Origin of the sequence: Pseudomonas sp. zjy_15 (genome assembly GCF_043101865.1) — a bacterium.
Classification (GTDB): Bacteria; Pseudomonadota; Gammaproteobacteria; order Pseudomonadales; family Pseudomonadaceae; genus Aquipseudomonas; species Aquipseudomonas putida_Y.
The window spans coordinates 202,263-225,454 of record NZ_JBICII010000034.1 but is presented as its reverse complement, the minus strand read 5'-3'; the positions used below and the strand labels follow the sequence as shown (position 1 = coordinate 225,454).

Below are 23,192 nucleotides of genomic sequence, written 5' to 3'. Positions count from 1 at the left end.
CCTATGAAGTCTGACTACGAGCTCTCCCTCAGAGATTACATCGCCATTATCAAGGACAGAGCCCTGGTGTTAGGGGTGAGTGCCGCAGTCATTCTCGCCGCGACCGTGGCCGTCGCGTTGATGGTGCCGCCGATCTACCAGTCGACCGGCACCATTCTGGTTGAGTCACAGCAGATTTCGCCCGAGCTGGTGTCGACCAACAACACCAGTTTTGCCGATGAACGCATCGAGGTGATCCGTCAACGGGTGATGACCCGCGAAAACCTGTTGCGCATCATTGGCAAGTACGACCTGTTCGCCGACAAGCGCTTCAGCGAAAGCGACAAGATCGACCAGATGCGCAACGCGATCGTGGTCGAAACCCTTACCACCTACGTGCGCGGTCGTGGTGAAGCGACCGTGGCGTTCAATGTGTCGTTCGAGCACAAGCAGGCACAAGTGGCCAAGGAAGTCGCCGACGAACTGGTGACGCTGTTCCTCAACGAAAACCTCAAGCAGCGCACCGAGCGGGCCAATGAAACCACCGAGTTCCTCACCCAGGAAGCCAACAAGCTGGGCGCCGAGCTGGCCAGCCTGGAGAACCAGCTGGCCGATTTCAAGCAGGCCCACGCCAATGCCTTGCCCGAGCACCAGACCCTGCGCATGAACATGTTGTCGCGTGCGGAGCTGGAGTTCCGTGAGGTCGACCGTGACTACAAGGCTGCCCAGGAAGAGCTGCGCTACCTGGAACTGGAGCTGTCTGCGGCCAATGCGGGCCTTGCCACCAAGGTTGCCGAAGGCACCCGGTCAACCCGTGCTGACCCGCCCGAGGACCTGCCAAGCCTGAAAGCCGAATACGCGCGGCTGATGACCCGCTACAAGGACGCCCACCCGGATGTGGTGGCGGTCAAACGCAAGATCCAGGCGCTCGAAGCCAGCGGTGGCCGCACTGCTGCAGCTTCTACGGTCAGCCTCGACGTGGCCCGTGTCCGCGCCAAAATGAGCGCCGCCCAGGTACGTATTGCCTCGCTGGCAGAGCAAAAGCGCGAGCTGACCCGGAAAATGGAAGGCTACGAAGCGGAGATCCTCGAGGCACCGCAGGTCGAGCGCGGCCTGGTGACTTTGATGCGTGACCACGACAACGCACGCAAGAAATACGAAGAGATTCGTGCCAAGGAAATGGGCGCAAAGATTACCGAAAGCCTCGAGCAGGAAAACAAGGCTGAACGCTTCGTACTGCTCGAGCCCCCCCTGTTGCCTGAGAAGCCGATCAAGCCTAACCGCAAGAAGATCGCTGCGCTGGGCCTGGTGTTGGCACCGGCCGGTGGCAGTGCGCTGGTGATGCTGCTGGAGATGCTCAATCAGCGTGTGCGCGGCGTTGGTGCCCTGGAAAGCCTGCTGGGCAAGCGGGTGCTGATGGCACTGCCCTATATCGATACCCGGGCCGACGTGGCCCGACGCAGGCGCTGGCGCAATCGCCTGATCCTGGCGGCACTGGCGCTGGCAGCTATCATGATAGGGCTGGTGCACGTGTTCTACATGCCACTGGATGTGCTGTTGTACAAAGTCATGTCTCGGTTTGTATAGGGAAAGCAGTGATGGACAGGATCAAGCCGGCTGTTGGCAACAATATTCATCAGGTTACCCCGGGTACCCCCCAGGCACTGTCTCCCGCCCCCGGTACGGCGCTGGCAGAAGTGCCGGGGCAGTTCGATTACGTGAACACCAAAGTGGTACCACTGCGTCCAGACCACCTGGAGCGTAACCGCATCGTCGCGTACAACAAGAACTCCAACATGAACGGGCCGATCGACCTGTTGCGTACGCAGGTGCTCAGGGCCATGGACGAGAACGGCTGGCGTACCTTGGCCATCACCTCGCCAACGCCGGAAGCGGGCAAGACAATGTTGGCGATCAACCTGGCCATGAGCATTGCCCACCACACCACCAAGACTGCGTTACTGGTGGACTTCGACCTGCGCCGGCCCAAGGTCGGCAGCTACCTGGGCCTGCCCATGGAGCAGGCACTGAACGAGCTTCTGGCGGACAAGGCCGAGTTGCAGGACTGCCTGGTCAACCCCACCTTGCCGCGCTTTGTGGTGCTGCCGACGCGGGTACCCGTGCCCCTGTCGACCGAGATGCTGTCCTCGCCCAAGGTAAACAACCTGATTGGCGAGTTGCGCAACCGCTACGAGTCGCGCATCTGCATTTTCGATTTGCCACCGCTGCTCAGCTCGGACGATGCGATCACCGTCATGCCCAAGTTCGACTGTGTGTTGCTGGTGGTGGCCAACGGGATGAACAACAAGAAGGAAATCGAGGATTGCCTGCATCACCTGGCCACGGTGAACCTGATCGGGACAGTGTTGAACAAGGCTGACGAACAGCCGCGTACCTATTACTGAGCCTTCTGGCCGTCCGCCTGTAGGTGCGGCCTTGTGCTGCGCCTACAGGGAACGAGCCCACTCAGCGCTCCCAGGGATACTGCAACTCCCACTGCCACGCATGCCGCACAATCTCCTCCAGCGAAGCGAACGCCGGGCGCCAGCCCAGCACGTGCATGGCTTTGCTCGCATCCGCCACCAGCCGTGGCGGGTCGCCGGCGCGGCGCGGTGCGTCAAGGGCATTGATCTGCCGCCCGGTCACTGCCCGGGCCGTATCGATCACCTCCTGCACCGAAAAGCCCAGGCCATTGCCCAGGTTGAACGCGGCACGCTCGCCACCGGCCCGTAAATAATCCACCGCCAGTGCATGGGCCGCCGCCAGGTCTGCAACATGCACGTAGTCGCGAATGCAGGTGCCATCCGGTGTGTCGTAGTCACGACCGAACACTGTCACCGCCTCGCGCCGGCCAGATGCAGCCTGCAGGATCAAGGGGATCAGATGGGTTTCCGGGTCGTGACGTTCCCCGAGCTGACCTTCCGGGTCAGCGCCCGCTGCATTGAAATAGCGTAGGCATACCGACTTCAAACCATAGGCCCGGTCGAAGTCCTCAAGAATCTGCTCGACCATCCATTTGCTCAATCCGTACGGGTTGATCGGCACCTTGGTGTGCGCTTCATCGATCGGCACGTACTGCGGGTTGCCGTAAACGGCGGCGCTCGAAGAAAACACCAGGTGCCTGATGCCGGCATTGACCATGGCCTGCAGCAGGGCAAGGGTGGCTGCGACGTTGTTCTGGTAGTACTTGCCGGGCGCGCTGACCGACTCGCCCACTTGAATGAACGAGGCGAAGTGAAACACAGCATCGAAGCGGCACACGCCAAACAGCACGTCCAGTGCGGCTTCGTCGGCGATGTCGAGCCTGGCCCACTGGATACCGGGGCCAGGTGAGACCAGGTCCGCGACCAGTACTTCATGGCCGGCGGCGAGCAGGTGCTTGACCATGTGCGAACCAATGTAGCCCGCACCACCCACAACCAGATATTTCATCCCCACCTCCTGGAATCTGCTGTTTACAGACGCAGTGAACACTCCCTGACACGTGCAGGTGGGATGATCATCTACAGGTGACCTGAGCGTAGATGGCCCTATGCTCTATTTCAAGAATAGCCAGTTGGACATGTAGGTGCCGTCGAAGGTAATGGTGTATTGCCCCTCCTTGTAGGCCACCGGCAGCGGTTTCAACTGCACCTGTGCATCGCGGGCGAACAGTTTCAGGCCGGCGGGTGCCTTGATGTTCAGGCTGCCTTCAAGGGGCTCCACATTGAACGGCGTCTTGTCATCGGCCTTGGGCATCGCACGGGTGCCCAGAGACAGCAGAAGCTCGCGCGACTGACCCAGTGGCTTGCCGTCCAGGCTCTGGACCACCACGCTGGCGTAAGGCGTTTTCGTATGTATCTGAATGGCACCCAGGTTGATCGGGCGGCCGCCCAGCCAGCCGCTGGCGGCCTGGGTCAATGGCGTGTCGATGGTGTAGATGCCTTGTTGCCAGTTGCGCCTGAGTTCGCCAGTGTCGGTCACCGACTCGGTGGCATCGGCGGCCAGCAGCGCTTGCCCCGGGTCGTGCAGCACCTGCGCGTCTGCCGGGATGGGTGCGGGTTTCAGCCAAGGCAATTCCGGCGTGTGTGGCAGGGCGATCTGCAACTGGCCCTTTTCCATGGCCGTGCGCAGCAGCGGTGAGTTACGCGGGGTGATCTCCTGGTTGTACAGGGTGGCAGGTGTCGGTGCGAACACGTAGCGAGTGGTGGCTGGTTTTACGTCCGCACGGCGATAGAGCAGGGCAGCGGCGGGCAGGGTGGCGATCATCGCCGGGTCGTTGTACGCGTGCCAGTTGTCCGCCGTGCGCCAACCCGGGTTGAACGCCTGTTGGCTGTAGGCGTATTGCAGCATGGCGTCCCAGCCTTGGTGGCTGGCGGTGCCGGCGATGTAAATCGGCAGCGAGTGACGGTCAGGCAGCGGGAAGGGCTCGGCGTTCCACTCGGTGACGGTCAGCGGTTTGCCGACGATCTGGGCGGCAGCAATCCAGTCGATCATGCCGTCGCTGGTCAGTGGGTTCTTCTCCAGTTGGCCTGTGTCGCCGTAGCTGTGGGCGTCGATGACATCGCCAACGCTCAGTGCCGGCAGTGCGCTAAGCCCATTGCCGCCCCAGGTGCTGGTGGTAGCAATGGGGACTTTCACGCCCACGCTGCGCAAGTGGGCGATCATGTCGGCATTGAAGCGTTGTTCCAGTTCGTTGAGCAACAGCTTCGACGGCCCATGCTCCCAGGCCCGCCAGGTCAGGTCGGCGGGCAGGTCAAACTGTTTGGCAAAGGCCTTGGCCGCCGTCATGTAGCGCGCGCTGTGGCGCGGTACATCCTTGTTCGGCATCAGGGCGTTGCCGTAATGCTGGGTCAGGTCATTCTCGTTGGTGATCAGCACGGCGGCGATGGCCGGGTCGTCCTTGTAGGCCAGGCCCGTGTATTCGTTCACATGGGTCAGGTACTGCTCGGCGAAGCGTTTCATCGCTTGCCGCATGCTGTCGTTCACGTAGGCGTAGCCCTTCAGGTCGACGCGGCCGTCCTTTTCAGGCAGCTCCCTGATGTCTTCAATATTGTCGTTGGCGGTAAACCCACGCTGCACATGCATGTCCAGCCAGATGTAGATGCCTTCGTCCTTGAGTGACTTGATCCACAGGTCGAGCTTGCGCAGCGATTCGGCGCTGAGTTGCTGGGTATCGCGCACCAAGGTGCCGTCGCCAAATACGTTGGGGCTGACCCAGGGCGAGTCGTGGTGATGCAGGCGCACCAGGTTGAAACCCAGTGCCGAAAGGCGTTTGGCTTGTTGGCGGATTTCGTCGTCGGGGCTTTTGAACAGCGAGTAGGCCGACAGGTTGGTGCCCCAGAAGCGTATCGGGGTGTTGTCGGCGAACATCAACTGGTCGCCGACCGCCTTGACGAAGCCACGCTTGCCGGCGGGTTTTTCTGCTGCGTTGAGGAACGACAGGTCCACCGGCGAGGTGCGCCAGTCCAGCTGGTCATCAGGCCAGTTGGCAGGGTCTGCCAGGCCGAAGCGCTCGCTGGGGGTAGGGCCGAGTTCGATGTCGCCAGTCACGTTGAGCACGGCCTTGAGCTGTTGGCGGCCGGCGCTGATCGGGTCCTTGTAGAGGAATGCGCGCAGCTCGGACGGGTTGCCGCGCTCGAAATAGACCTTGGCCAGTGGCGGGTCGAAACGCATTTCGATGCGTCGCCCCTGGTCGGCCTTGCCCCACGTCCAGCCGCGGTTGTCGGGCAGCAACTGCGGGGCTCCCATGTCGCCGGCGATTTGCGCCGGGTCGAACTGGAACACCATGCCGCCTCCCATGACACCGCTCTGGCGGCTGTGGGCGTCGAGGTCGAAGGCCCAGCTCAGGGTTTGCGCTTGTTCCTTACGGATGTCAGCCTGCAGGTCGAAGTCCAGTTCCTTGTTCTTGCCCTGCAGCGTGTAGTGGTAAGGGCCATTGACCTTGAAGTCGGTATGGAAACCGGTCCAGCTCCAGTTGGCAGCCCAGAAATCGAATTTGGCCTTCATGACCGGGCCACCGCCGTGTGTCACGGTAGGCAAGCCATTTTGCTCATCGACACTGACCTGCCAGTCTGAAGCCCAGCTGGCCAGCGGCAGCAGGGCCAGGCCGGCTATGGCCGAAAGGTGCACATAATGACGCAGGGACAGCCTGTTCATGCACTTTACCTGAGTTGTAGGTCGGGTTCTGCCAGTTCCATGACCTGGCTGTTGTGCAGCCGGCGAACCATCTGGATGTAGGCCACGCCCAGGCCAGCAATAGACCAGTACACCACCGGGATGAAGGTGATGCTGCTGACCGTGAAGATGATGACCAGAATGCCGATCAGCGTTGCCAGCAACACCCGGCCGAGCTGTCGTCGCTCGTCGTCCTTGTCGGCGAAGCTGAGCATGGCTCTACGGATACCCAGCAGCACCACGGCAAAGAACGCCACGAACAGGCCTAGCCCGATCAGGCCGACCCGCAGCGCGAGGTTGATGTAGGTGTTGACAATGTCGATGATGCCATCGCCCTGGATCATCGCCTGCATTTCGGGTGTGTTGCGGAAGTCGAAGGAGCCGAACAACGGATTGCGCTGGATGACGATCCAGGAGTTGTCCATCAGCCGTTCGCGGTAGGTGATGTTCTCTTTCTCGAGGTTGCCGATGAACGGCAGCAGGTCCAGCACCTTGTCGCCACCGGGCACCACGGTCAGCAAGGGCAACGCCAGCATGCCAGCCGCACCTAGTAGCGCCAGGCGCTTGAAGGCACCTTTGCCCAAGGCGATGAACACCACCACGATGACCAAGGTGCCGACCCACGGGCCGCGTGACAATGGCGCGAACAGCCCGGCGGCCAACAGCAGGGCACCCATGGCCCTGTGCAGTGGGCGTTGCACATAGCCCTGCACGAACAGGAACAGGCCGATGGCCACGCTCATCACGTAACCCAATACAATCGCCTGGCCGGTGGTGACGCTCGCCCGCAACGCACCGCCACGGCTGAGGTAGCCGGACATGCTCCAGGGTACGCCCATGGCGTCGACCAGGGCGCTGTACAGCAGCCAGTGGCGCACATACTCGGCCACGGCGATCAGTGCCATGACGAAAGAGGCGAGCACGAAGGCCAGCAGGGTGTCCTTGAAGTCGCTGATCTGGCGCAGGCCACGGCTGGCCACGTAATACGGCAGGAGTACGTCGACATACAGGTACAGCGCCTGGCGCAGCGTGTCGGTAAGGGTGGTTTCGCGCAAATAGAGCACGCTCATCAGCAGCAGGCCGGCCGCCAGCAATTTATCGGCCCAGGTGCGGCCAAAGCGCAGGGTGTCACTTTGCCGGCGCAGGTGCAGCGCGGCCGGCAGCAGCACGCAGAGGGTCAACAGGCGAATATGGTTCAGGTCGACCAGATAGTTGACCACGCCAAACCCGGGCACCTGTACCGAGGCTGGCGGTATCAGGAACAGCAGCATGTAGAACAGCGCCAAGGGGTTGTGCTCGCGGCGCCCGGCTAGCCACAGGACGACCGCGCCCACACCCAGGTACAGCCAGAAGCTGTGCGAGAAAAAAGCCAGCAGCGTCAGCAGGAACCACAGATTGCGCCGGCGCTTGTAGTCGCTGAGCGGAATCAGGTCGGTGGCAGGCCGCCGCGCCATCAGGAAGACCACGCTCGCCAAAAACAGGATGACGATCAACGCACGAAAATGTTCAGGCATTGGCTATGTACACCTTTCCCTTGGTGGGCAACGGCTAGCATCATGGCTAATTGAAACTATAGTGACTTTTAGCCAATCAGTCAGAGATTGAAGTCATGCCGTCGATTGATGTGTCAGCCGCCGCGAGCCTGCGCAAGCGGGCCCTGAGAGCCGGGTCGTGGAACCTGGTCTCGCAGGTGGCTTCACAGGTGATGCGCCTGGGCGGCAATCTGATCATGGCCCGCTTGCTGCTGCCGGAAATGTTCGGGGTGATGGTCATTGCCACCACTGTTTCGATACTGCTGCATTTGCTTTCCGATGTCGGCCTGCGCCAGAACATCATCCAGAGCCACCGTGGTGACGATCCGGATTTTCTCAATACCGCCTGGACCGTGCAGATCATCCGCGGTTTCCTGCTGTTTGCCCTTACCCTGCTGCTGGCCCTGGGGGCTTGGTTGGCGCAACTGGCCGAGCTGTGGCCGGCCGACTCCACCTATGCCGCTCCCGTACTGCCGATGGTGCTGGCAGTAACCGGCTTGTCGGCGGCCATCTGGGGTTTCCAGTCCACCAAGATAGATGTGGCGGTACGAACTTTCCAACAAAAGCGCGTGGTGCTCGTCGACCTTGGCTCGCAGGTGGCCGGCCTGGTGGTCATGCTGGTGCTGGGCTTGCTGACCCATTCGATCTGGGCGCTGGTGTTATCAGGCCTGGTTTCGGCGGTGGTCTGGACCGTGCTGGGGCATACCGCCCTGGAGGGGCCCACCAACCACCTGCGCTGGGACCGTTCGGCGCTGACCGAACTGATCGTGTTTGGCCGCTGGATCCTGTTGTCGTCGATGGTCGGCGTGCTGGCGATGTACGGCGACCGCATGTGGTTTGGTGCCAGCATGTCGGCGGCGCAGCTGGGTGTGTATTCGATCGCCGTGCTGATCCTGGGTGCGGTGCAGACCGCGCTCATGAAAATTGTCGGCGCGGTGGCGCTGCCTGCTTTCAGCGAAGCGGCCCGGGCCGACGACAAGCAGCGCCTGAAAGCGCTGTATTTCCGCTTTCGGCTGCTGGTCGACCTGCTGGTGCTGTTCATTTGTGGTGGGTTCCTGACCGCCAGCCCATTGCTGATTGGCTGGATGTATGACGATCGCTACCGCGAAGCAGGGCCGATGCTGGCGATTCTTTCGCTATCGTTCATCGTATTGCGCTATACCTTGGCTCATCAGGTGTGGATTGCCTTGGGCCTGACCAAGTACCAGGCCATGGACAACATCATCCGCCTGGTCTCGTTGTGGGGACTGTTGCCGCTGCTGCTGGCGATTGGCGGGGTGGAGTGGGCTATCTGGGGGGTTGCCCTGCATGCTGTGCCAACGCTGGTGCTGGTTGTGTACGTGAACTGCAAACTGGATATCTTCAGCCTCAAACGTGAGCTGGTGGTACTGCCGATGTTGCTGGTCGGGGCGCTGTGCGGGGCACTGCTGACGGCCTTTTTCAACTGGCTGTAGCGCAGTTTGCCGGGTGTAACTTTCATGGCTACAGGTCACGGGATCATGGGGAAGCTCACTTTTTGTACTGCGCAGTTGGGTCGTAGAGGCTTTCTCCAGAGCTGTGTCTTGCTCGGCGTGGGGGGCGCAGTGTTCGGCGCCTCGGCGGCCGTTGCTGGCAAGACCGTCGAAAAGCCCGGGTTCGTGGTAATCAACGGCTGGGTATTACCGTCCCGTTACTTCCGGAACGCGTCAGCATGATCAAGGACTTTCAGCAGCAGAAGGCGCTGCGCGACCACTACGATTTCGGCATCATCGGGGCCGGCCCGGCGGGTATAACCCTGGGCTTGCGCCTGGCAGCCGCCGGCTGGAGCGTAATGATCGCCGAAGGCGGGGGCCGCGAATATGCGGCGTACTCGCAAGACTTGTACGCGTGCTCATCCACCGGCCTGGAGCTGTATGCCGAGGAATCCCGCCTGCGTTACCTGGGAGGCACCTCCAATCACTGGGCTGGCCGGTGCCGGCCATTCACGCCTTCGGATTTTGCCGTTGCCCCGCCAGGCGACTTGCCGGGTTGGCCAATTCCCTACTCGGAGATCGAAGGCTTTCTGCCGGCAGCGATGGAGATTGTCGACCTGGTGCCTGGCGCGGAATTTCGCGCGATGAATACCGGCCTCGATGGCGGTGACTTCGAGGCGGACTGCTTTCTGCTCAGCACACCGACCCGTTTTGCGCAAAAGTACGCTACAGCACTGGAACAGACCCCAGGTCTGGACGTATTCATCCACTGTAATTGCGTTGACCTGGAGTTCGACAAGGCTTCCGGCCACTTGGCTGCGGTGGTTTTGTCCGACTATGAGCGCAATCGTCAACGCCTGGTGGCAAGCAACTTCATTCTGGCCGCAGGCGCCATCGAGAATGCTCGGCAACTGTTGAACAGCGAGACCCTGGTGGCCGCAGGCGTGGTGAGCAAGGAAGGGCTGGTCGGCGGGTGTTTCATGGAACACCTGAACATCGAAATGGGCACTTTCATCCTCAAGTCCGGGCAGAGCCCGGAACCGCGCCAGTACTACACCACCGATGCTTTCGTCGACGAGTACAAGGCCGGTAAAGGCAATGTCACCGCCTCCTTGCTGGCTGATGTGCGAACCTATGGCCGCACTGCCGAGGTCAAGTATTTTCTCGAGAGCCTGGCCTGCGACATGGGGTTTGCCAGCAAGGTCGCCTTCGTCGCCAAGTTCAGCTGCCCCGGTGACGGCGTGATCGGCACCATGATCGAGCAGTTCCCCAATCTGCACAGCCGCATCTCGCTGCTGGACGAGAAGGATGCGCTGGGCGTGGCCAAGGTCAATGTCAATTGGGTGCTTAGCGCCGAAGACCGGCACACCATCAAGTGCATTGGCAGCGAACTGGCCAAGCAGTTCGCCGACATGGACCTGGGTTTCGTCAAGCTCAACGATTTCGTCTACGACACCTCGATACCGCTGAGAATGGCACCCCATGCCCATCACATGGGCACCACGCGTATGGCCGCCTCGCCGCAGTTCGGTGTGGTCGATGCCAACTGCAAGGTGTTCGGTACCGAAAACCTGTATGTCGCCGGCAGCAGCATTTTTGCCAAGGGCGGCGCTTCCAACCCGACCATGCCGCTGTTGCAATTTGCCTTGCGGCTGGCCGATCACCTCGATAACAAGATGAAAGCGGCCGGCAGCGCCGCAGCGTGATGCAGGTTGTACACGGGTGAGAGCGATGCGGTCAGCACCTAGAAGAACGAGACCGGAACGCCTCAGGACACTCCAGATTGTTCAGATCGCGAGGCCAGGCAGTATGAAGGGATGGATACGCAAGGCAGTGGCGCATTACGCCCATGCAACCGGGCGAGGTGGCAAGTTCTACAGGAGGTTCTGCAACCCCTCTGGTCTTGAATGGGGGGCCTATCTGGCCCGATGGGGCAACTTTCATTCGGTCGGCAGCAATTTCTACGTCAATACAGGCTGCAAGTTTCTCGACCCGTCGCTGGTACGTATCGGTAACAGCGTGGGCTTGTCCGACTGCACGTTGATCGGTCACGACGGGGTGGTATTGCTGATCGAGCATCGCTTTGGCAAGCACCTGGATTCGGTCGGCTTCATCGACATCAAGGACAACTGCTTCATCGGCCATGGTGCGATCGTGATGCCTCGCGTGACCATCGGGCCTGAATCCATCGTGGCCGCAGGGGCGGTGGTGACCAAGGACGTGCCGCCAGGCACTGTCTATGGTGGTAACCCGGCTGTGTTCATCTGTACCACCGAGCAGCTGATCCAACGGGTCGAGGCACGTTGCGAAGCCTACCCATGGATCGATCTGGTGAAGGAGCGCAACGGTGCCTACGACCCGGAAGTGGAACCGCTGCTGATGGCGCAAAGACGTCAGTATTTCTTCGGGGACAGCTGAAATGGCTAGCAAACCTGTGGATGTCATGGTGGTCAACTTCAATACCGCTGGACTGCTGCAGCCGATGTTCGATGCGCTGCGCCGGGCCGACAGCGAGCGGCTGGCCAGTTACCTGGTGGTGGACAATGCCTCGCGCGATGATTCGGTGCAGCGCATGGCCCAGGTGTGCCCCGAGGCACTGCTGCTGAGCAACAAGCAGAACGTGGGTTTCGGCCGGGCCAACAACCAGTTGTTGGCGCACCTCAAGGGCAAGTACGCCTTGCTGCTCAATACCGATGCCTTCGTTGCCACCGACTCGCTGCAGAAAACGCTCGACTACATGGACGCCCACCCGGAGTGCGGCGTACTGGGGGTGCGCCTGGAGGGGCGCGATGGCGACCTGCAGCCCAGTTGTCGCTACTTCCCCACACCGCTCAATGTGTTCGTCGGGCGCACCGGGCTGGGGCGGTTCTTCCCAGGGCTGAAGATGGTCGACGACATGAACTGGGACCACGCTTCGGTGCGCGAATGTGACTGGTTGCCCGGCTGCTTCTACCTGGTGCGCCGCGAAGTGCTCGACAAGGTGGGGTTGTTCGACCCGCGCTACTTCCTTTATTACGAAGAGGTGGACCACTGCAAGCGGGTGAAGGAGGCGGGCTGGAAAGTGGTGTACTACCCGCATACCACGGTGGTGCACATCGGTGGCGAAAGTTCCAAGTCGGTGGCGGAGCTGGAAGCCGCCAGCCGGCAGATCTCGTCCTACCAGATCGAAAGCGAGCTGCTGTACTTCCGCAAGCATCATGGGGTGGCGGGGCTGGCCCTGCACATGCTGCTGGTCACGCTGGGCGACCTGGTGCTGGCACTCAAGGCGCTGTTGAAACGACGCGGCTGGGGCGCCATCCAAGCCTGCTGGCGTCATTGCCGGGCAACCTGGTCATTGCTGTTCAAGACCCGGTACGCCAGCCAACCGACAAGGTAGGTGGAGCCATGTTCGAGAATATTCGCGCCGACCTGCGTGCCCATGGCGGGGACTGGGGCGCCCAGGGCTTCTGGGTATTGCTGGTGTACCGCTTTGGCCGCTGGCGTTATACGCTGCGCCCGGCACTGCTGCGCAAACTGTGCTCGCTCATCTACAAGGTGCTGTTCAAGTTCGTCCAGATCATCACCGGTATCGAACTGCCTTGCGAGGTGGTGATCGGGCGCAACTTCGTCATCGATCATTTTGGCGGCATCGTTGTCAGCGGCTATGCCCGCTTCGGCGATGACTGCCGTATCCGCAACGGCGTGGTGGTGGGCCTGAAGAATGTCGACGAGCCGATTGCCCCGGTGTTCGGCAATAACGTCGACATTGGTACCGGGGCCAAGGTGCTGGGCAGTATTCGCATCGGCAACAACGTGATCATCGGCGCCAATGCCGTCGTGCTGGTAGATGTGCCTGACAATTCACTGGCAGTGGGGGTGCCGGCCATCATCAAGGCCCGGCAACCGGCCGCCACGGCATCGGTCGAGTGAGGCCTATGGCAACGGTGATCGGCGTGGTGGTGATCGGCCGCAATGAGGGCCAGCGTCTCGAGCGCTGCCTTGTTTCGCTGGCGCAGGGGGCGGACAAGGTCATGTACGTCGACTCGGGGTCCACCGATGGTTCGCTGCAATTGGCCGCCAACCTTGGCGTGGCAGTGCTGGCGCTGGACATGAGTATCCCGTTCACTGCCGCACGCGCCCGCAATGAAGGTTTTGCCGCCTTGCAGCGCCTGTTGCCATCGATGCAACTGGTACAGTTCGTCGATGGCGACTGCGAGGTGAATGCCACCTGGCTGGCCACTGCGCAGGCTTTTCTTGAGCAGCACCCCACAGTGGCAGTGGTGTGTGGTCGCCGGCGTGAGCGCTTCCCGCAGCGCTCGGTGTACAACTTGTTGTGCGACCTGGAATGGGATACCCCGGTCGGTGAGGCCAAGGCCTGTGGCGGCGATGCGCTGATGCGGGCAGACGCCTTTGCTGCCGTGGGTGGCTTCCGTCCTGACCTGATCGCCGGAGAAGAGCCGGAACTGTGCGTGCGTTTGCGGGCCAACGGCTGGAAAGTCTGGCGACTGGCTGCCGAGATGACGCTGCACGATGCCGACATGACCCGTTTCAGCCAGTGGTGGCGGCGTAGCCTGCGCGCTGGGCATGCCTATGCCGAGGGCGCCTACTTGCATGGCCAGCCACCCGAGCGGCACTGGCTGCGCGAGTCACGTCGGGCCTGGTTGTGGGGCCTGGGCATACCTTTGGTGATCGCGCTGGCCTGCCTGCTGCTGGGCGGCTGGGGCCTGCTCTTGCTGTTGATCTACCCACTGCAGGCCGTGCGCCTGGCCCGCCGCGGCGGCAAGTCGACGCGCGAGAACTGGCTGCAGGCTGTGTTCCTGGTGTTGGGCAAGTTTCCGGAAATGCTCGGCCAGCTGAAGTTCCTGCGCCACCGTCTTGCGGCTGGCAAATCGGCTTTGATCGAGTACAAGTGAGAGAAACCCATGAAGCTCGGCACCCTCGTGAAAAGCGTGTTTATCTTGCAACCGGGATACTCGTTGCGGGCGTTGCACAACAAGTACAAGTTGGCGCGGCAGATCGCCAGGCAGTGGCCTGAGCTGAACGGGTTCATGCAGCGCATGACGGCGGCGCTGGGCCCGCATGGTCTGCAGCGTCTGGGTGTGGATTGTATCGGTGTCGTGCAATGGCCTTACATCAGCCGATGCTGGGAGGCGCCACAGCGTCTGGATGTGGTGGCTTCACACTTTGAACGGGTGGCGGGGCAATTCCCGGCGTTGCTATTGCTGGGCCGCGACGAAAACCTGAGGCTGTGTGACCTGTCCAGCCATTCGCCGGGCTGCTGCCTGGTACTGGACCGGCCAATCTGGTTCAAGCGCGAAGGCGAACTGGTGCTTAACTTGTTCCAGGCCGACCTGCGTGTGGCATCCCTGGCCTTCACCCTGGGCCGCAGCCAGGGTGAGACAAGTCTGTTCATCGGTGCGGTGCAGGGCATTCACAAAGGCGTCGACAGCGAAACCTCGCTGGCCATCTACCGTGACCTGACCAAGGACTTCGAAGGGCTGCGGCCACGCAGCCTGTTGCTCGAAGCGTTGAAATGCCTGTGCAGGACCCTGGGTGTGACGCAGCTGTATGCCGTCAGCGACGCCTGCCGGCACCATCGCCATCCCTATTTTGGCAGCGACAAGGGCCAGGACCTGGCGGCCAACTACGACGTGATCTGGCAAGAACACGGTGCCACAGCGTCTGACCGTGAGGATTTTTTCAGCCTGCCATTAGCGCCGGCGCAACGGGCGGAAACTGACATCCCGGCCAAGAAACGGGCGATGTACCGCCGCCGCCAGGCATTGCTCGACGATGTTTTCACCCGTTTGCAGGCAGCATTGCCAAGCAGCAATCACAACCTTGGACTACAAGGAAAACAGGGGGATGCATTTGCTGTGAGTGCATCGGCAGTAGACGGACCGCCCGTAGTCGACAGCCTGAAGTGAAGGTTGCCAGGGAAGGTTGGTCATCAAGCGGGTTTGGATCTGGATTCGTATGCGCATTGCTTACTTCATCAATCAGTACCCGAAAGTCAGCCACAGTTTCATCCGTCGCGAAATTCTGGCGCTGGAGCGCCAAGGGGTCGAGGTGCAACGTATAGCCCTGCGTGGGTGGGACGCCGAAGTGCAGGATGCCGAGGACACAACCGAACGGGGCAAGACCCGCTACGTATTGCAAGGTGGGCTCAAGGGGTTGTTGGCACCGACGTGGCGGGTACTGCGTACGCAGCCGCGGCGGTTTTTCCAGGCGCTGTGGCTGGCCATGCGCCTCGGCTTGCGGGCCGACCGTGCCTGGCCCTACCACCTGGTCTACCTGGCCGAGGCCTGCCAGGTGCTGCAGTGGTTGCAGGCAGGGGAGGCGACACATGTGCACGCGCATTTCGGCACCAACTCTACTGAAGTGGTCATGCTGGCCAACGCCCTGGGCGGGCCGGCATACAGCTTTACCGTGCACGGCCCTGAAGAATTCGACAAACCACAGTTCCTGCACTTGGGTGAGAAAGTACGGCGCGCCGCCTTTGTCGCGGCGGTGAGCTCGTACGGGCGCAGCCAGCTGTACCGTTGGGTGGCGCACGAGCAGTGGGGCAAGGTGAAGGTGGTGCATTGCGGCCTGGAGCGTGGGTTTCATGAGGTGGCGCCGGTCAATGTGCCGCCGGCACCAAGGCTGGTGTGTGTCGGGCGCCTGTGCGAACAGAAGGGCCAGCTGCTGTTGCTGGAAGCGGCGCGCTGTCTCGCTGCCCAGTCGATCGCCTTCGAGCTGGTGCTGGCGGGTGACGGTGAAATGCGCGAGCAGATCGAGGCCTTGATTGCCCGGCACGGCTTGCAGCAGCAAGTGCGTATCACCGGTTGGATCAGCAGTGCGCAGGTACGCGAGGAAATCCTGGCCGCCCGTGCGCTGGTGCTACCCAGCTTCGCCGAGGGCTTGCCCGTGGTCATCATGGAGGCCATGGCCTTGCGCCGGCCCGTGCTGACCACCTATGTAGCGGGTATCCCCGAGCTGGTGCGGCCTGGCGAAAACGGCTGGTTGTTCCCTGCCGGTGCCGTGGACGAGCTGGCAACAGCCATGGCCGACTGCCTGGCGCAACCGGCCGAGGTACTGCAGCGCATGGGCGAGGTGGCCTACCAGCGTGTAGTGCAACGGCATGACATCGACACCGAGGCGGCCAGGCTGGCCGGCTATTTCAAGGCATACGCATGATAAGTGTATTGGGTTGGTTACTGGGCCTGTTGGCGATCATCGTCCTGGTGCCGGTGTTGGTCCTGGTGTTGCAAGTGTTGCTGGCTTGCCTGCCGGCGCGGTCGAGGCCCGAGGGCATTGGCGAGCGCCCGCGAGTGGCGGTGTTGGTGCCCGCCCACGATGAGGCGTTGGTCATTCGTGCGATGCTGGCCAGCGTTACGCCGCAGCTGCTGGACGGCGACCGCTTGCTGGTCGTGGCAGACAACTGTTCGGATGACACGGCCCGGTTGGCACGCGCGTCCGGCGCCGAAGTGGTAGAGCGCCGCGATACGCGCTTGCGCGGCAAAGGTTACGCATTGGATTTCGGCGTGCGCCACCTGGCTCAGCGGCCGCCCGAGGTGGTCATCGTGGTGGATGCCGACTGTCAGGTGGGCGAGGGGGCGATCGACTGCCTGGCGCGCCGCTGCCTCGAACTTGGGCGCCCGGTACAGTCGCTGTACCTGATGCGTGCACCGGCAGGTGCCGGGTTGAGAGTGCAGGTTGCCGAGTTTGCCTGGCGGGTCAAGAACCTGGTGCGGCCACGCGGCTGGGCGCGCCTGGGCCTGCCATGCCAGTTGATGGGCGCGGGCATGGCGTTCGGCTGGCACGATCTGAGCCTGATCAACCTGGCCAATGGTCATCTGGTCGAGGATGTGAAGCTGGGCCTGGACCTTTGCCAGCAGGGTAAGCCCCCTGCTTTCTGCCCCGAGGCACTGGTCACGAGCCAGTTCCCGCTCAGTCAGCAAGGCCTCAACAGCCAACGCACCCGCTGGGAGCATGGCCATCTGGGCTTGATGCTCGCCGACGCACCCAAACGGGCGAAGGCTGCAATCACCCAGCGTAACGCTAGCCTGGCGGCCTTGACCCTGGACCTGCTGGTACCGCCCCTGGCGTTGCTGGTGCTGGCCTTGCTCGGGCTTAACCTGGTGACCTGGCTGGCGTACCTGCTGTTCGGCCTGGCGCTGCCCGCGTGGCTCGCCTTGGCCGGTTTGGCCTTGCTGGCCTTTGCCGTGGTGTTGGCCTGGGCGCGCTTCTGTCGTGAAGTGATACCGTTTTCGGTGTTGTTGTACGCGCCGTTCTACGCGGCCAGGAAAATTCCCTTGTACCTGAGCTTCCTGATCAAGCGCCAGGTTGAATGGGTGCGTTCAAAACGGGATGACGACTGATGGCTCAGTGGCAGAATCGCTGGAAGCGAGTGATCGACCAACTGGACGTGATCGCTGATGACGCCGCCGTGCAGCATCTGCTCGACCGCCTGGCCACGCCGGACACGGGCACCGTGCTGGGTTTCGTCAACGCCCATGCGATGAACCTGGTGGTGCGCGATGGTGGCTACAGCCAGGCACTGTCGGCCGCAGATGTGCTGCTGCGCGATGGCGCCGGCATGGCGATCCTGTATCGCGGCCTGGGCCTGGAGCCCGGGCTCAACATGAATGGCACTGACTTCATTCCCAGGCTCATGGCTGCTTACCGAGGGCGCAAGGTCGCCTTCTGGGGCACCCGGCAACCCTACCTGGACCAGGCTGCGCAGCGCTGTAAAGCCGAGTTCGGCATCGTGCCAGTGTCGGTTCACGATGGCTTTGCCAGCGTTGAAACCTATCTGCAGTTGGCCCGCAAGCAGCAGCCCGAGCTGATCGTGCTGGGCATGGGCATGCCCAAGCAGGAGGCGGTGGCAGCGGAGTTGGCAGCCACTGGTGGGGCATGCCTGATCGTGTGCGGTGGGGCGATCCTGGATTTTCTCGGCGGCAAGGTCAGCCGTGCCCCCGAATGGCTGCGGCGTTTGGGGGGCGAGTGGCTGTACCGCCTGCTGCGCGAGCCCAAGCGCCTGTTCATGCGTTATGTGGTGGGCAATCCGCTATTCCTGTTGCGCACCCTGTTGTACCGGAGGGCGGCGGTTTCGGCCAGACGGGCCCTGTGAATCGGTCAAAATTCGCACAAGCCATGATTCCGGATACGCCACTAGCGGGTGGCTGCTACAGTGATATCAATGGCTTGAAGGCTCCACGAACCTGCTGCACTGGCTTTGCATAAGTCTGTTTTCAAGACTTGCTGTTTGATGGAAGGCACTTGCTACGCTCATTTTGATGAGGTCTGAAATGGTTTTCGAACCCAGAAGCAGTCGTTCCTTACTCCAGAGAAGAAGCAGTGTCAGTAACGCCATCCAGGCCGGCCTCGATGGTATTGCCGTCACCGGTATTGCCTGGTACCTGATCTACGACCAGTTCGGCTATATCACATCCGATTACGTGATCATGCTGCTGTTGCTGATTGGCGCACTGGCAGTCATTTATGATCATTACGCGATCTACCGCACCAATGTCGGGCTTTCGATCAAGGCGTTCCGCCTGTTCAAGGCCTGGTCGGCAACGTTTTGCTTCCTGGTCGTCATGGCGTTCCTGACCAAACAGAGCGAAACCTATTCACGGCTATTGGTGGTGCAACTGTTCGTCATTGGTTATTTTGCCCAGTTATTCTTGCATTTTGCCGTGCGCGAACTGCAAAAGCGCTTTAGCGCGCATGCGCGCCTGGACAATGCGCTGATCATCGGCAACGGTGACCTGGCCAACTTCCTGTATCAGAAAATCAGCAACAACCCGTGGTTCGGCGAGCGGGTGCTGGGGTGCGTGCTACTCGACAAAGGCGACGGGCAGGGGCTGGAGAGTGCCGAGGGCAAGCAGCGCCTGCCGGTGCTGGGGCATATTGGCGACCTCGACGAACTGGTGGCCCAGCACGGCATTCGTACGGTGTATCTGGTGACGCCACTGGGTGGCTCCGAGGTCATCAACGACGTGTATTTCAAGTTGCTCGACAAGTGCATTGCGGTGAACTGGGTGCCGGATATCTTCTCGTTGCGCCTGATCAACCACAGCGTGCGGGAAATTGCCGGCATTCCGGTGCTGACCTTGTCGGAGACACCCTTGACGGGCATGAGCCTGTTCTTGAAAAACCTTGAGGACCGGGTGCTGGCCGCGTTGATTTTGCTGTTTGCATCACCCGTGCTGCTGGCTGTTGCGCTGGCCATCAAGATCGATAGCCGCGGGCCGGTGTTCTTCCGCCAGGAACGTACCGGCTGGACAGGCGAATCGTTCCGTATCTGGAAGTTTCGCAGCATGCATGTTCACCAACCGGAAGAAGGGGTGGTCAAGCAGGCGCAGAAGAATGACCCACGGTTGACCCGGGTCGGTGCCTTCATCCGGCGTACAAGCCTTGATGAACTGCCACAATTGTTCAATGTACTGACCGGGGAAATGTCCCTGGTAGGGCCGCGGCCACACGCCTTGCAACATGACACCCTGTATTCGCAGGATATCGTCGACTACTTTGCCCGCCACAATATCAAGCCAGGCATGACGGGTTTGGCGCAGGTGCGCGGGTTCAGGGGGGAGACCAAGGATATCGAGCAAATGATCCAGCGGGTCGACTCGGACATCGAGTACATCAACAACTGGTCGTTGTGGCTGGACTTTGTGATTCTGGTGCGCACGCTTAATGCCTTTACGGGTAAGCAGGCTTATTGAGCAACGCACGCCCGCATCGACTGTGTACCGCCAGTTAGTCCTTGTTCAACGGATGCAACTCCCTGAACCCCCGCGCTTCTTCCACCAGCCAGTCATGCACTGCCCGCGCACCCGGCTGGTTCAAGCCGCCTGGCGGGTAATGCACCACATAACGCTTGTGGTTGGCGATCGGTACACCAAACGGCACGATCAGTGCCCCGCGTTCCAGTTCATCATTGAGCAGCGTGCGCCGGGCAATCGCCACGCCGATCCCGGCAATCGCCGCCTCGATGGTCAGGTGGTTGCGGTTGAAGGTGTGCCCGCGCCGTACATCCAGGCCGGCGGCGCCGATGCCTTCCAGGTAGAACTCCCACTCAGCATATTCCGAACTGCCACGCCAGGCGGTGATGTCATGCAGCAGCGGGTAGTGCGCCAGGTCAGCCGGGCCGTGCAGCGGCGGGCGCCCGCGCAGCAGGGCAGGCGAGCACACCGGGAAGATCTGCTCGTCCAGCAGCGGCGTCGAGAGCATGCCTGGGTAACTGCCATCGTTCAGGTCGATGGCCAGGTCGAAGTCGCCCGGCGTCAGCGCCTGGGCACTGTCCTCAGCCACCAGGCGCAACTCGATGTCCGGGTAACGTTGTTGAAAACGCGGCAAGCGCGGCGTGAGCCATTTGGCCAGGAACGACGGGATCGAACGCACACGCAACGTGCCGCGGATTTCTCCCGCGTCCAGCCGCAGCAGTTCGGCCTCGATATTGCCGTAGGCCTCGGCCACCGTCTGGGCCAGGCGTTGCCCCTCGGCGCTCAGCTCCACGCCGCGCGCCCGGCGCAGGAACAGCCGGTAGCCCAGGCGCTCTTCCAGTTGGCGCATCTGCTGGCTGACCGCGCCCGGGGTGATGTGCAGCTCTTCGGCACAGCGGGTGAAGGACAAGTGCCGGGCTGCGCAGGCAAATACATGCAGCCAGACGAACATCTGACCATTGAGTTGTCGTCGCATCGTTTAGTACCGCTAAAGGCTTGCTTAGGAGGTTTCGTTGGTCATCCGTGAGCCATCGCGTCAGTATCGCGCAAAATCGCAACAACGCTCAATTTCTCCAGACAACTCTATCTTGGATGCATATCAGGGTAGGGGCAGGCATTAGCATGGCTATCAGTGTTTTCGACCTTTTCAAAATTGGCATCGGGCCTTCCAGCTCCCACACCGTCGGCCCGATGCGCGCGGCGGCCACCTTTGCCCAGGCCTTGCGTGAGCAGGGGCTGCTGGCCCGGGTAACGCGCGTGGAAGTGCGGCTGTATGGCTCGCTGTCGGCGACCGGGGTTGGCCATGCCACCGACCGCGCGTGCCTGCTAGGCTTGATGGGCCAGTGGCCGGACCGTATCGACCCGGCCACCATCGAGTCGCGCATTGGCCAGGTGCTGCAGGAAGACTGCCTGATGCTCGACGGTAGCCATCCGCTGGCCTTCGACTATGGCCGTGACATGCTGCTGCTCGACGAGAGCCTGCCTTATCACCCCAATGCCATGAGCCTGGAAGCCATGGACGGGCAGCACAGCCTGTTGAGCCAGACCTATTTTTCGGTAGGCGGCGGCTTCATCGTCGAGCAAGCCGAGATCGATGCGCCGGCAAGCGAAGCGAATGCCGTGATGCTGCCTTATGAGTTTGACAGTGGTGCTCAACTGCTGGCGTTGTGCAAGGCCCACAACCTGAGCGTGGCGCAACTGATGATGGCCAACGAATGCGCCTGGCGCCCGGAGGCCGAGGTGCGCGAAGGCTTGTTGCGCATCTGGGCGGCCATGCGTGAGTGCGTGGCGAACGGCCTGCGCAACGAGGGCGTCCTGCCAGGCGGCTTGCACGTCAAGCGCCGCGCTGCGCGGTTGCACCGCAGCCTGCAGGAGTTGGGCAAGCCCAACGTGATCGGCTCAACCCTCAGCGCCATGGAGTGGGTGAACCTGTTCGCCTTGGCGGTCAATGAGGAGAACGCCGCGGGCGGGCGCATGGTTACCGCGCCCACCAACGGTGCCGCTGGCATTATCCCGGCTGTGCTGCATTACTACATGAAGTTCAACCCGACCGTTTGCGATGCCGATGTCGTCGATTTCCTGCTGGCGGCTGCGGCGGTCGGTATTTTGTGCAAGAAAAATGCGTCGATCTCGGGGGCAGAGGTAGGCTGCCAGGGCGAGGTGGGTTCGGCCTGTTCGATGGCTGCCGCCGGCTTGGCCCAGGTGCTGGGGGCGACGCCGCCGCAGCTGGAAAACGCGGCCGAGATTGCCCTGGAGCACAACCTCGGGCTCACTTGCGACCCCGTGGGTGGCCTGGTGCAGGTGCCCTGTATCGAGCGCAATGCAATTGCTGCAGTAAAAGCGATCAATGCCGTGCAGATGGCGCTGCGGGGGGATGGCGAGCACTTCATCTCGCTAGATCGGGTGATCCGCACCATGCGTGATACCGGGGCGGACATGCATGCCAACTACAAGGAAACCTCGCGCGGCGGTTTGGCGGTCGCTTTTGTCGAGTGCTGAGTTTCAACGCGGTCAACTGGAGCGGCCTTGTGTCTCGATGGGCCGCTCCTGAACCAGATTGCGTTGACCGGTTGGGTCAGAACTGAATCAGCGGCCTTTCTGCTTCGCTGCCAGGAAGCTCGCACGCATGTCCTTGGCCCAGCCATCCAGCACCGGCTTGACGTCGTTCAAGGTCAGCTTCTGGGTATCGTTTTCCAGCTCCTGGCCCGCGCCCTTGCGTACCACCTGGGCCAGCACCTTCTGGCTGGCGCCGTCCAGGAACGCTGCCTCCACACCGACATCCACGTCCTGGTCGCGGCCACCCATGGCGGTATTCACTCCCGCCGCGATAAGCGCGATAGGGATCACCTCGTAAGGCCTGAGGCCCTCGTTACTGGTGGACACTGCCGTGATCGCCGGGCGTATCACGATCACGCCCGGGCCAGGCCCCTTGGCCAGAGGCATCACGCTGCTCATTTCCCTGCGCAGGGCCTCGTTGAAGTAGCGGGTGATTTCCTGCAGCGTCTGCTGCGAGATAACCGCTGTTGGCTGCGGTTTGGGGTAGAACTGGCTTGGCTCGACGAACACCTGGCTGTACTGGTTGATATTGACCTTGGGGTCGATCCAGCGCATCACCGGGTCACCCGACGGGCTCTTGGCCTCTTGCAGCCGGCTGTAATCCTTGAGGAAGCCGGAGTAATCCTTGGGGTCCACGCGGTTGCTGGAGCAGGCGGCCACGGCAAGCAGCGCGGCGCACAACAGGGTAATGCGAGGCAATGATTTCATGATGAAAAGGCATCCATGAGAGGTCGGCCTCAACAACGCTAGCAGGTGCGAGGCAGTTGGCCAGTGGACGGGGCAATCCTCTTTGAAAAGTACAGAATGCGTGACCGGGACGCGCT

General features: G+C 61.7%; 19 protein-coding genes. 14 read left to right on the top strand and 5 right to left on the bottom strand.

Going from position 1 to position 23,192, the window contains the following annotated elements; all coding sequences use genetic code 11:
- Positions 1–3 precede the first annotated feature (3 nt).
- Positions 4–1,566, top strand: coding sequence for a GumC family protein (locus ACF8EF_RS07035; RefSeq protein ID WP_392461269.1), 1,563 nt, complete (start codon positions 4–6; stop codon positions 1,564–1,566).
- An 11-nt stretch (positions 1,567–1,577) separates the two neighbouring features.
- Positions 1,578–2,384 (top strand): CpsD/CapB family tyrosine-protein kinase, encoded by an 807-nt coding sequence (locus ACF8EF_RS07030; protein ID WP_176684299.1) that lies wholly within the window; start codon positions 1,578–1,580, stop codon positions 2,382–2,384.
- A gap of 61 nt (positions 2,385–2,445) precedes the next feature.
- Here ACF8EF_RS07030 and galE read toward each other — a convergent pair whose 3' ends face one another.
- The 3 genes from galE to ACF8EF_RS07015 all read right to left on the bottom strand — a co-directional run bounded on the left by galE (position 2,446) and on the right by ACF8EF_RS07015 (position 7,649).
- On the bottom strand, positions 2,446–3,411 hold the full coding sequence (gene galE / locus ACF8EF_RS07025; RefSeq protein WP_176684298.1) for a UDP-glucose 4-epimerase GalE: 966 nt from the start codon (positions 3,409–3,411) through the stop codon (positions 2,446–2,448).
- A 105-nt stretch (positions 3,412–3,516) separates the two neighbouring features.
- On the bottom strand, positions 3,517–6,117 hold the full coding sequence (locus ACF8EF_RS07020; protein WP_392461270.1) for a glycosyl hydrolase family 5: 2,601 nt from the start codon (positions 6,115–6,117) through the stop codon (positions 3,517–3,519).
- Between the two features lie 5 nt (positions 6,118–6,122).
- A complete protein-coding gene (locus tag ACF8EF_RS07015) occupies positions 6,123–7,649 on the bottom strand; it encodes an O-antigen ligase (RefSeq protein ID WP_176684296.1) in 1,527 nt (508 codons plus the stop codon).
- Positions 7,650–7,744: 95 nt separating this feature from the next.
- Here ACF8EF_RS07015 and ACF8EF_RS07010 point away from each other — a divergent pair, with 95 nt between their 5' ends.
- From ACF8EF_RS07010 to ACF8EF_RS06960, 11 genes are all read left to right on the top strand, one after another.
- On the top strand, positions 7,745–9,121 hold the full coding sequence (locus ACF8EF_RS07010; protein WP_176684295.1) for an oligosaccharide flippase family protein: 1,377 nt from the start codon (positions 7,745–7,747) through the stop codon (positions 9,119–9,121).
- Positions 9,122–9,357: 236 nt separating this feature from the next.
- Positions 9,358–10,824: a GMC oxidoreductase gene (locus ACF8EF_RS07005; protein ID WP_176684294.1), complete on the top strand. Its 1,467-nt coding sequence runs from the start codon at positions 9,358–9,360 to the stop codon at positions 10,822–10,824.
- Positions 10,825–10,927: 103 nt separating this feature from the next.
- Positions 10,928–11,536, top strand: coding sequence for an acyltransferase (locus ACF8EF_RS07000; protein WP_176684293.1), 609 nt, complete (start codon positions 10,928–10,930; stop codon positions 11,534–11,536).
- A 1-nt stretch (position 11,537) separates the two neighbouring features.
- The gene (locus tag ACF8EF_RS06995; protein ID WP_176684292.1) at positions 11,538–12,494 is read left to right on the top strand and encodes a glycosyltransferase family 2 protein; all 957 of its coding nucleotides are present in this window, start codon (positions 11,538–11,540) and stop codon (positions 12,492–12,494) included.
- An 8-nt stretch (positions 12,495–12,502) separates the two neighbouring features.
- Positions 12,503–13,027: a serine O-acetyltransferase gene (locus ACF8EF_RS06990; protein WP_054888344.1), complete on the top strand. Its 525-nt coding sequence runs from the start codon at positions 12,503–12,505 to the stop codon at positions 13,025–13,027.
- A gap of 5 nt (positions 13,028–13,032) precedes the next feature.
- The gene (locus tag ACF8EF_RS06985; RefSeq protein ID WP_176684291.1) at positions 13,033–14,010 is read left to right on the top strand and encodes a glycosyltransferase family 2 protein; all 978 of its coding nucleotides are present in this window, start codon (positions 13,033–13,035) and stop codon (positions 14,008–14,010) included.
- Between the two features lie 9 nt (positions 14,011–14,019).
- Positions 14,020–15,024 (top strand): VirK/YbjX family protein, encoded by a 1,005-nt coding sequence (locus ACF8EF_RS06980; RefSeq protein WP_339443219.1) that lies wholly within the window; start codon positions 14,020–14,022, stop codon positions 15,022–15,024.
- A 49-nt stretch (positions 15,025–15,073) separates the two neighbouring features.
- Complete coding sequence (locus tag ACF8EF_RS06975) at positions 15,074–16,276, top strand: glycosyltransferase (RefSeq protein WP_392461271.1); 1,203 nt, start codon at positions 15,074–15,076, stop codon at positions 16,274–16,276.
- The gene (locus ACF8EF_RS06970) at positions 16,273–17,460 is read left to right on the top strand and encodes a glycosyltransferase family 2 protein (RefSeq protein ID WP_176684288.1); all 1,188 of its coding nucleotides are present in this window, start codon (positions 16,273–16,275) and stop codon (positions 17,458–17,460) included. Before ACF8EF_RS06975 ends, ACF8EF_RS06970 begins: the two co-directional genes overlap by 4 nt.
- Positions 17,460–18,212 (top strand): WecB/TagA/CpsF family glycosyltransferase, encoded by a 753-nt coding sequence (locus ACF8EF_RS06965; RefSeq protein WP_392461272.1) that lies wholly within the window; start codon positions 17,460–17,462, stop codon positions 18,210–18,212. Before ACF8EF_RS06970 ends, ACF8EF_RS06965 begins: the two co-directional genes overlap by 1 nt.
- 178 nt (positions 18,213–18,390) lie before the next feature.
- Positions 18,391–19,812 carry an undecaprenyl-phosphate glucose phosphotransferase gene (locus tag ACF8EF_RS06960; protein WP_339443221.1) on the top strand — a complete coding sequence of 474 codons (1,422 nt, stop codon included), beginning with the start codon at positions 18,391–18,393 and terminating at the stop codon, positions 19,810–19,812.
- Between the two features lie 34 nt (positions 19,813–19,846).
- On the opposite strand, the gene ACF8EF_RS06955 is transcribed toward ACF8EF_RS06960, so the two are convergent.
- Positions 19,847–20,788: a LysR substrate-binding domain-containing protein gene (locus ACF8EF_RS06955; RefSeq protein WP_176684285.1), complete on the bottom strand. Its 942-nt coding sequence runs from the start codon at positions 20,786–20,788 to the stop codon at positions 19,847–19,849.
- A 146-nt stretch (positions 20,789–20,934) separates the two neighbouring features.
- On the opposite strand from ACF8EF_RS06955, the gene ACF8EF_RS06950 reads away from it, so the two are divergent.
- The gene (locus ACF8EF_RS06950; RefSeq protein WP_339443222.1) at positions 20,935–22,311 is read left to right on the top strand and encodes an L-serine ammonia-lyase; all 1,377 of its coding nucleotides are present in this window, start codon (positions 20,935–20,937) and stop codon (positions 22,309–22,311) included.
- An 87-nt stretch (positions 22,312–22,398) separates the two neighbouring features.
- Here ACF8EF_RS06950 and ACF8EF_RS06945 read toward each other — a convergent pair whose 3' ends face one another.
- A complete protein-coding gene (locus ACF8EF_RS06945) occupies positions 22,399–23,076 on the bottom strand; it encodes a DUF3313 domain-containing protein (protein ID WP_176684283.1) in 678 nt (225 codons plus the stop codon).
- Between the last annotated feature and the right edge of the window lie 116 nt (positions 23,077–23,192).

What these genes read in the sequence shown, in the direction of transcription:
- ACF8EF_RS07035 (WP_392461269.1), top strand. Translation starts at nt 4, where the DNA reads ATGAAGTCTGACTACGAGCTCTCCCTCAGAGATTACATCGCCATTATC.
- ACF8EF_RS07030 (WP_176684299.1), top strand. Translation starts at nt 1,578, where the DNA reads ATGGACAGGATCAAGCCGGCTGTTGGCAACAATATTCATCAGGTTACC.
- galE (WP_176684298.1), bottom strand. Translation starts at nt 3,411, where the DNA reads ATGAAATATCTGGTTGTGGGTGGTGCGGGCTACATTGGTTCGCACATG.
- ACF8EF_RS07020 (WP_392461270.1), bottom strand. Translation starts at nt 6,117, where the DNA reads ATGAACAGGCTGTCCCTGCGTCATTATGTGCACCTTTCGGCCATAGCC.
- ACF8EF_RS07015 (WP_176684296.1), bottom strand. Translation starts at nt 7,649, where the DNA reads ATGCCTGAACATTTTCGTGCGTTGATCGTCATCCTGTTTTTGGCGAGC.
- ACF8EF_RS07010 (WP_176684295.1), top strand. Translation starts at nt 7,745, where the DNA reads ATGCCGTCGATTGATGTGTCAGCCGCCGCGAGCCTGCGCAAGCGGGCC.
- ACF8EF_RS07005 (WP_176684294.1), top strand. Translation starts at nt 9,358, where the DNA reads ATGATCAAGGACTTTCAGCAGCAGAAGGCGCTGCGCGACCACTACGAT.
- ACF8EF_RS07000 (WP_176684293.1), top strand. Translation starts at nt 10,928, where the DNA reads ATGAAGGGATGGATACGCAAGGCAGTGGCGCATTACGCCCATGCAACC.
- ACF8EF_RS06995 (WP_176684292.1), top strand. Translation starts at nt 11,538, where the DNA reads ATGGCTAGCAAACCTGTGGATGTCATGGTGGTCAACTTCAATACCGCT.
- ACF8EF_RS06990 (WP_054888344.1), top strand. Translation starts at nt 12,503, where the DNA reads ATGTTCGAGAATATTCGCGCCGACCTGCGTGCCCATGGCGGGGACTGG.
- ACF8EF_RS06985 (WP_176684291.1), top strand. Translation starts at nt 13,033, where the DNA reads ATGGCAACGGTGATCGGCGTGGTGGTGATCGGCCGCAATGAGGGCCAG.
- ACF8EF_RS06980 (WP_339443219.1), top strand. Translation starts at nt 14,020, where the DNA reads ATGAAGCTCGGCACCCTCGTGAAAAGCGTGTTTATCTTGCAACCGGGA.
- ACF8EF_RS06975 (WP_392461271.1), top strand. Translation starts at nt 15,074, where the DNA reads ATGCGCATTGCTTACTTCATCAATCAGTACCCGAAAGTCAGCCACAGT.
- ACF8EF_RS06970 (WP_176684288.1), top strand. Translation starts at nt 16,273, where the DNA reads ATGATAAGTGTATTGGGTTGGTTACTGGGCCTGTTGGCGATCATCGTC.
- ACF8EF_RS06965 (WP_392461272.1), top strand. Translation starts at nt 17,460, where the DNA reads ATGGCTCAGTGGCAGAATCGCTGGAAGCGAGTGATCGACCAACTGGAC.
- ACF8EF_RS06960 (WP_339443221.1), top strand. Translation starts at nt 18,391, where the DNA reads ATGGTTTTCGAACCCAGAAGCAGTCGTTCCTTACTCCAGAGAAGAAGC.
- ACF8EF_RS06955 (WP_176684285.1), bottom strand. Translation starts at nt 20,788, where the DNA reads ATGCGACGACAACTCAATGGTCAGATGTTCGTCTGGCTGCATGTATTT.
- ACF8EF_RS06950 (WP_339443222.1), top strand. Translation starts at nt 20,935, where the DNA reads ATGGCTATCAGTGTTTTCGACCTTTTCAAAATTGGCATCGGGCCTTCC.
- ACF8EF_RS06945 (WP_176684283.1), bottom strand. Translation starts at nt 23,076, where the DNA reads ATGAAATCATTGCCTCGCATTACCCTGTTGTGCGCCGCGCTGCTTGCC.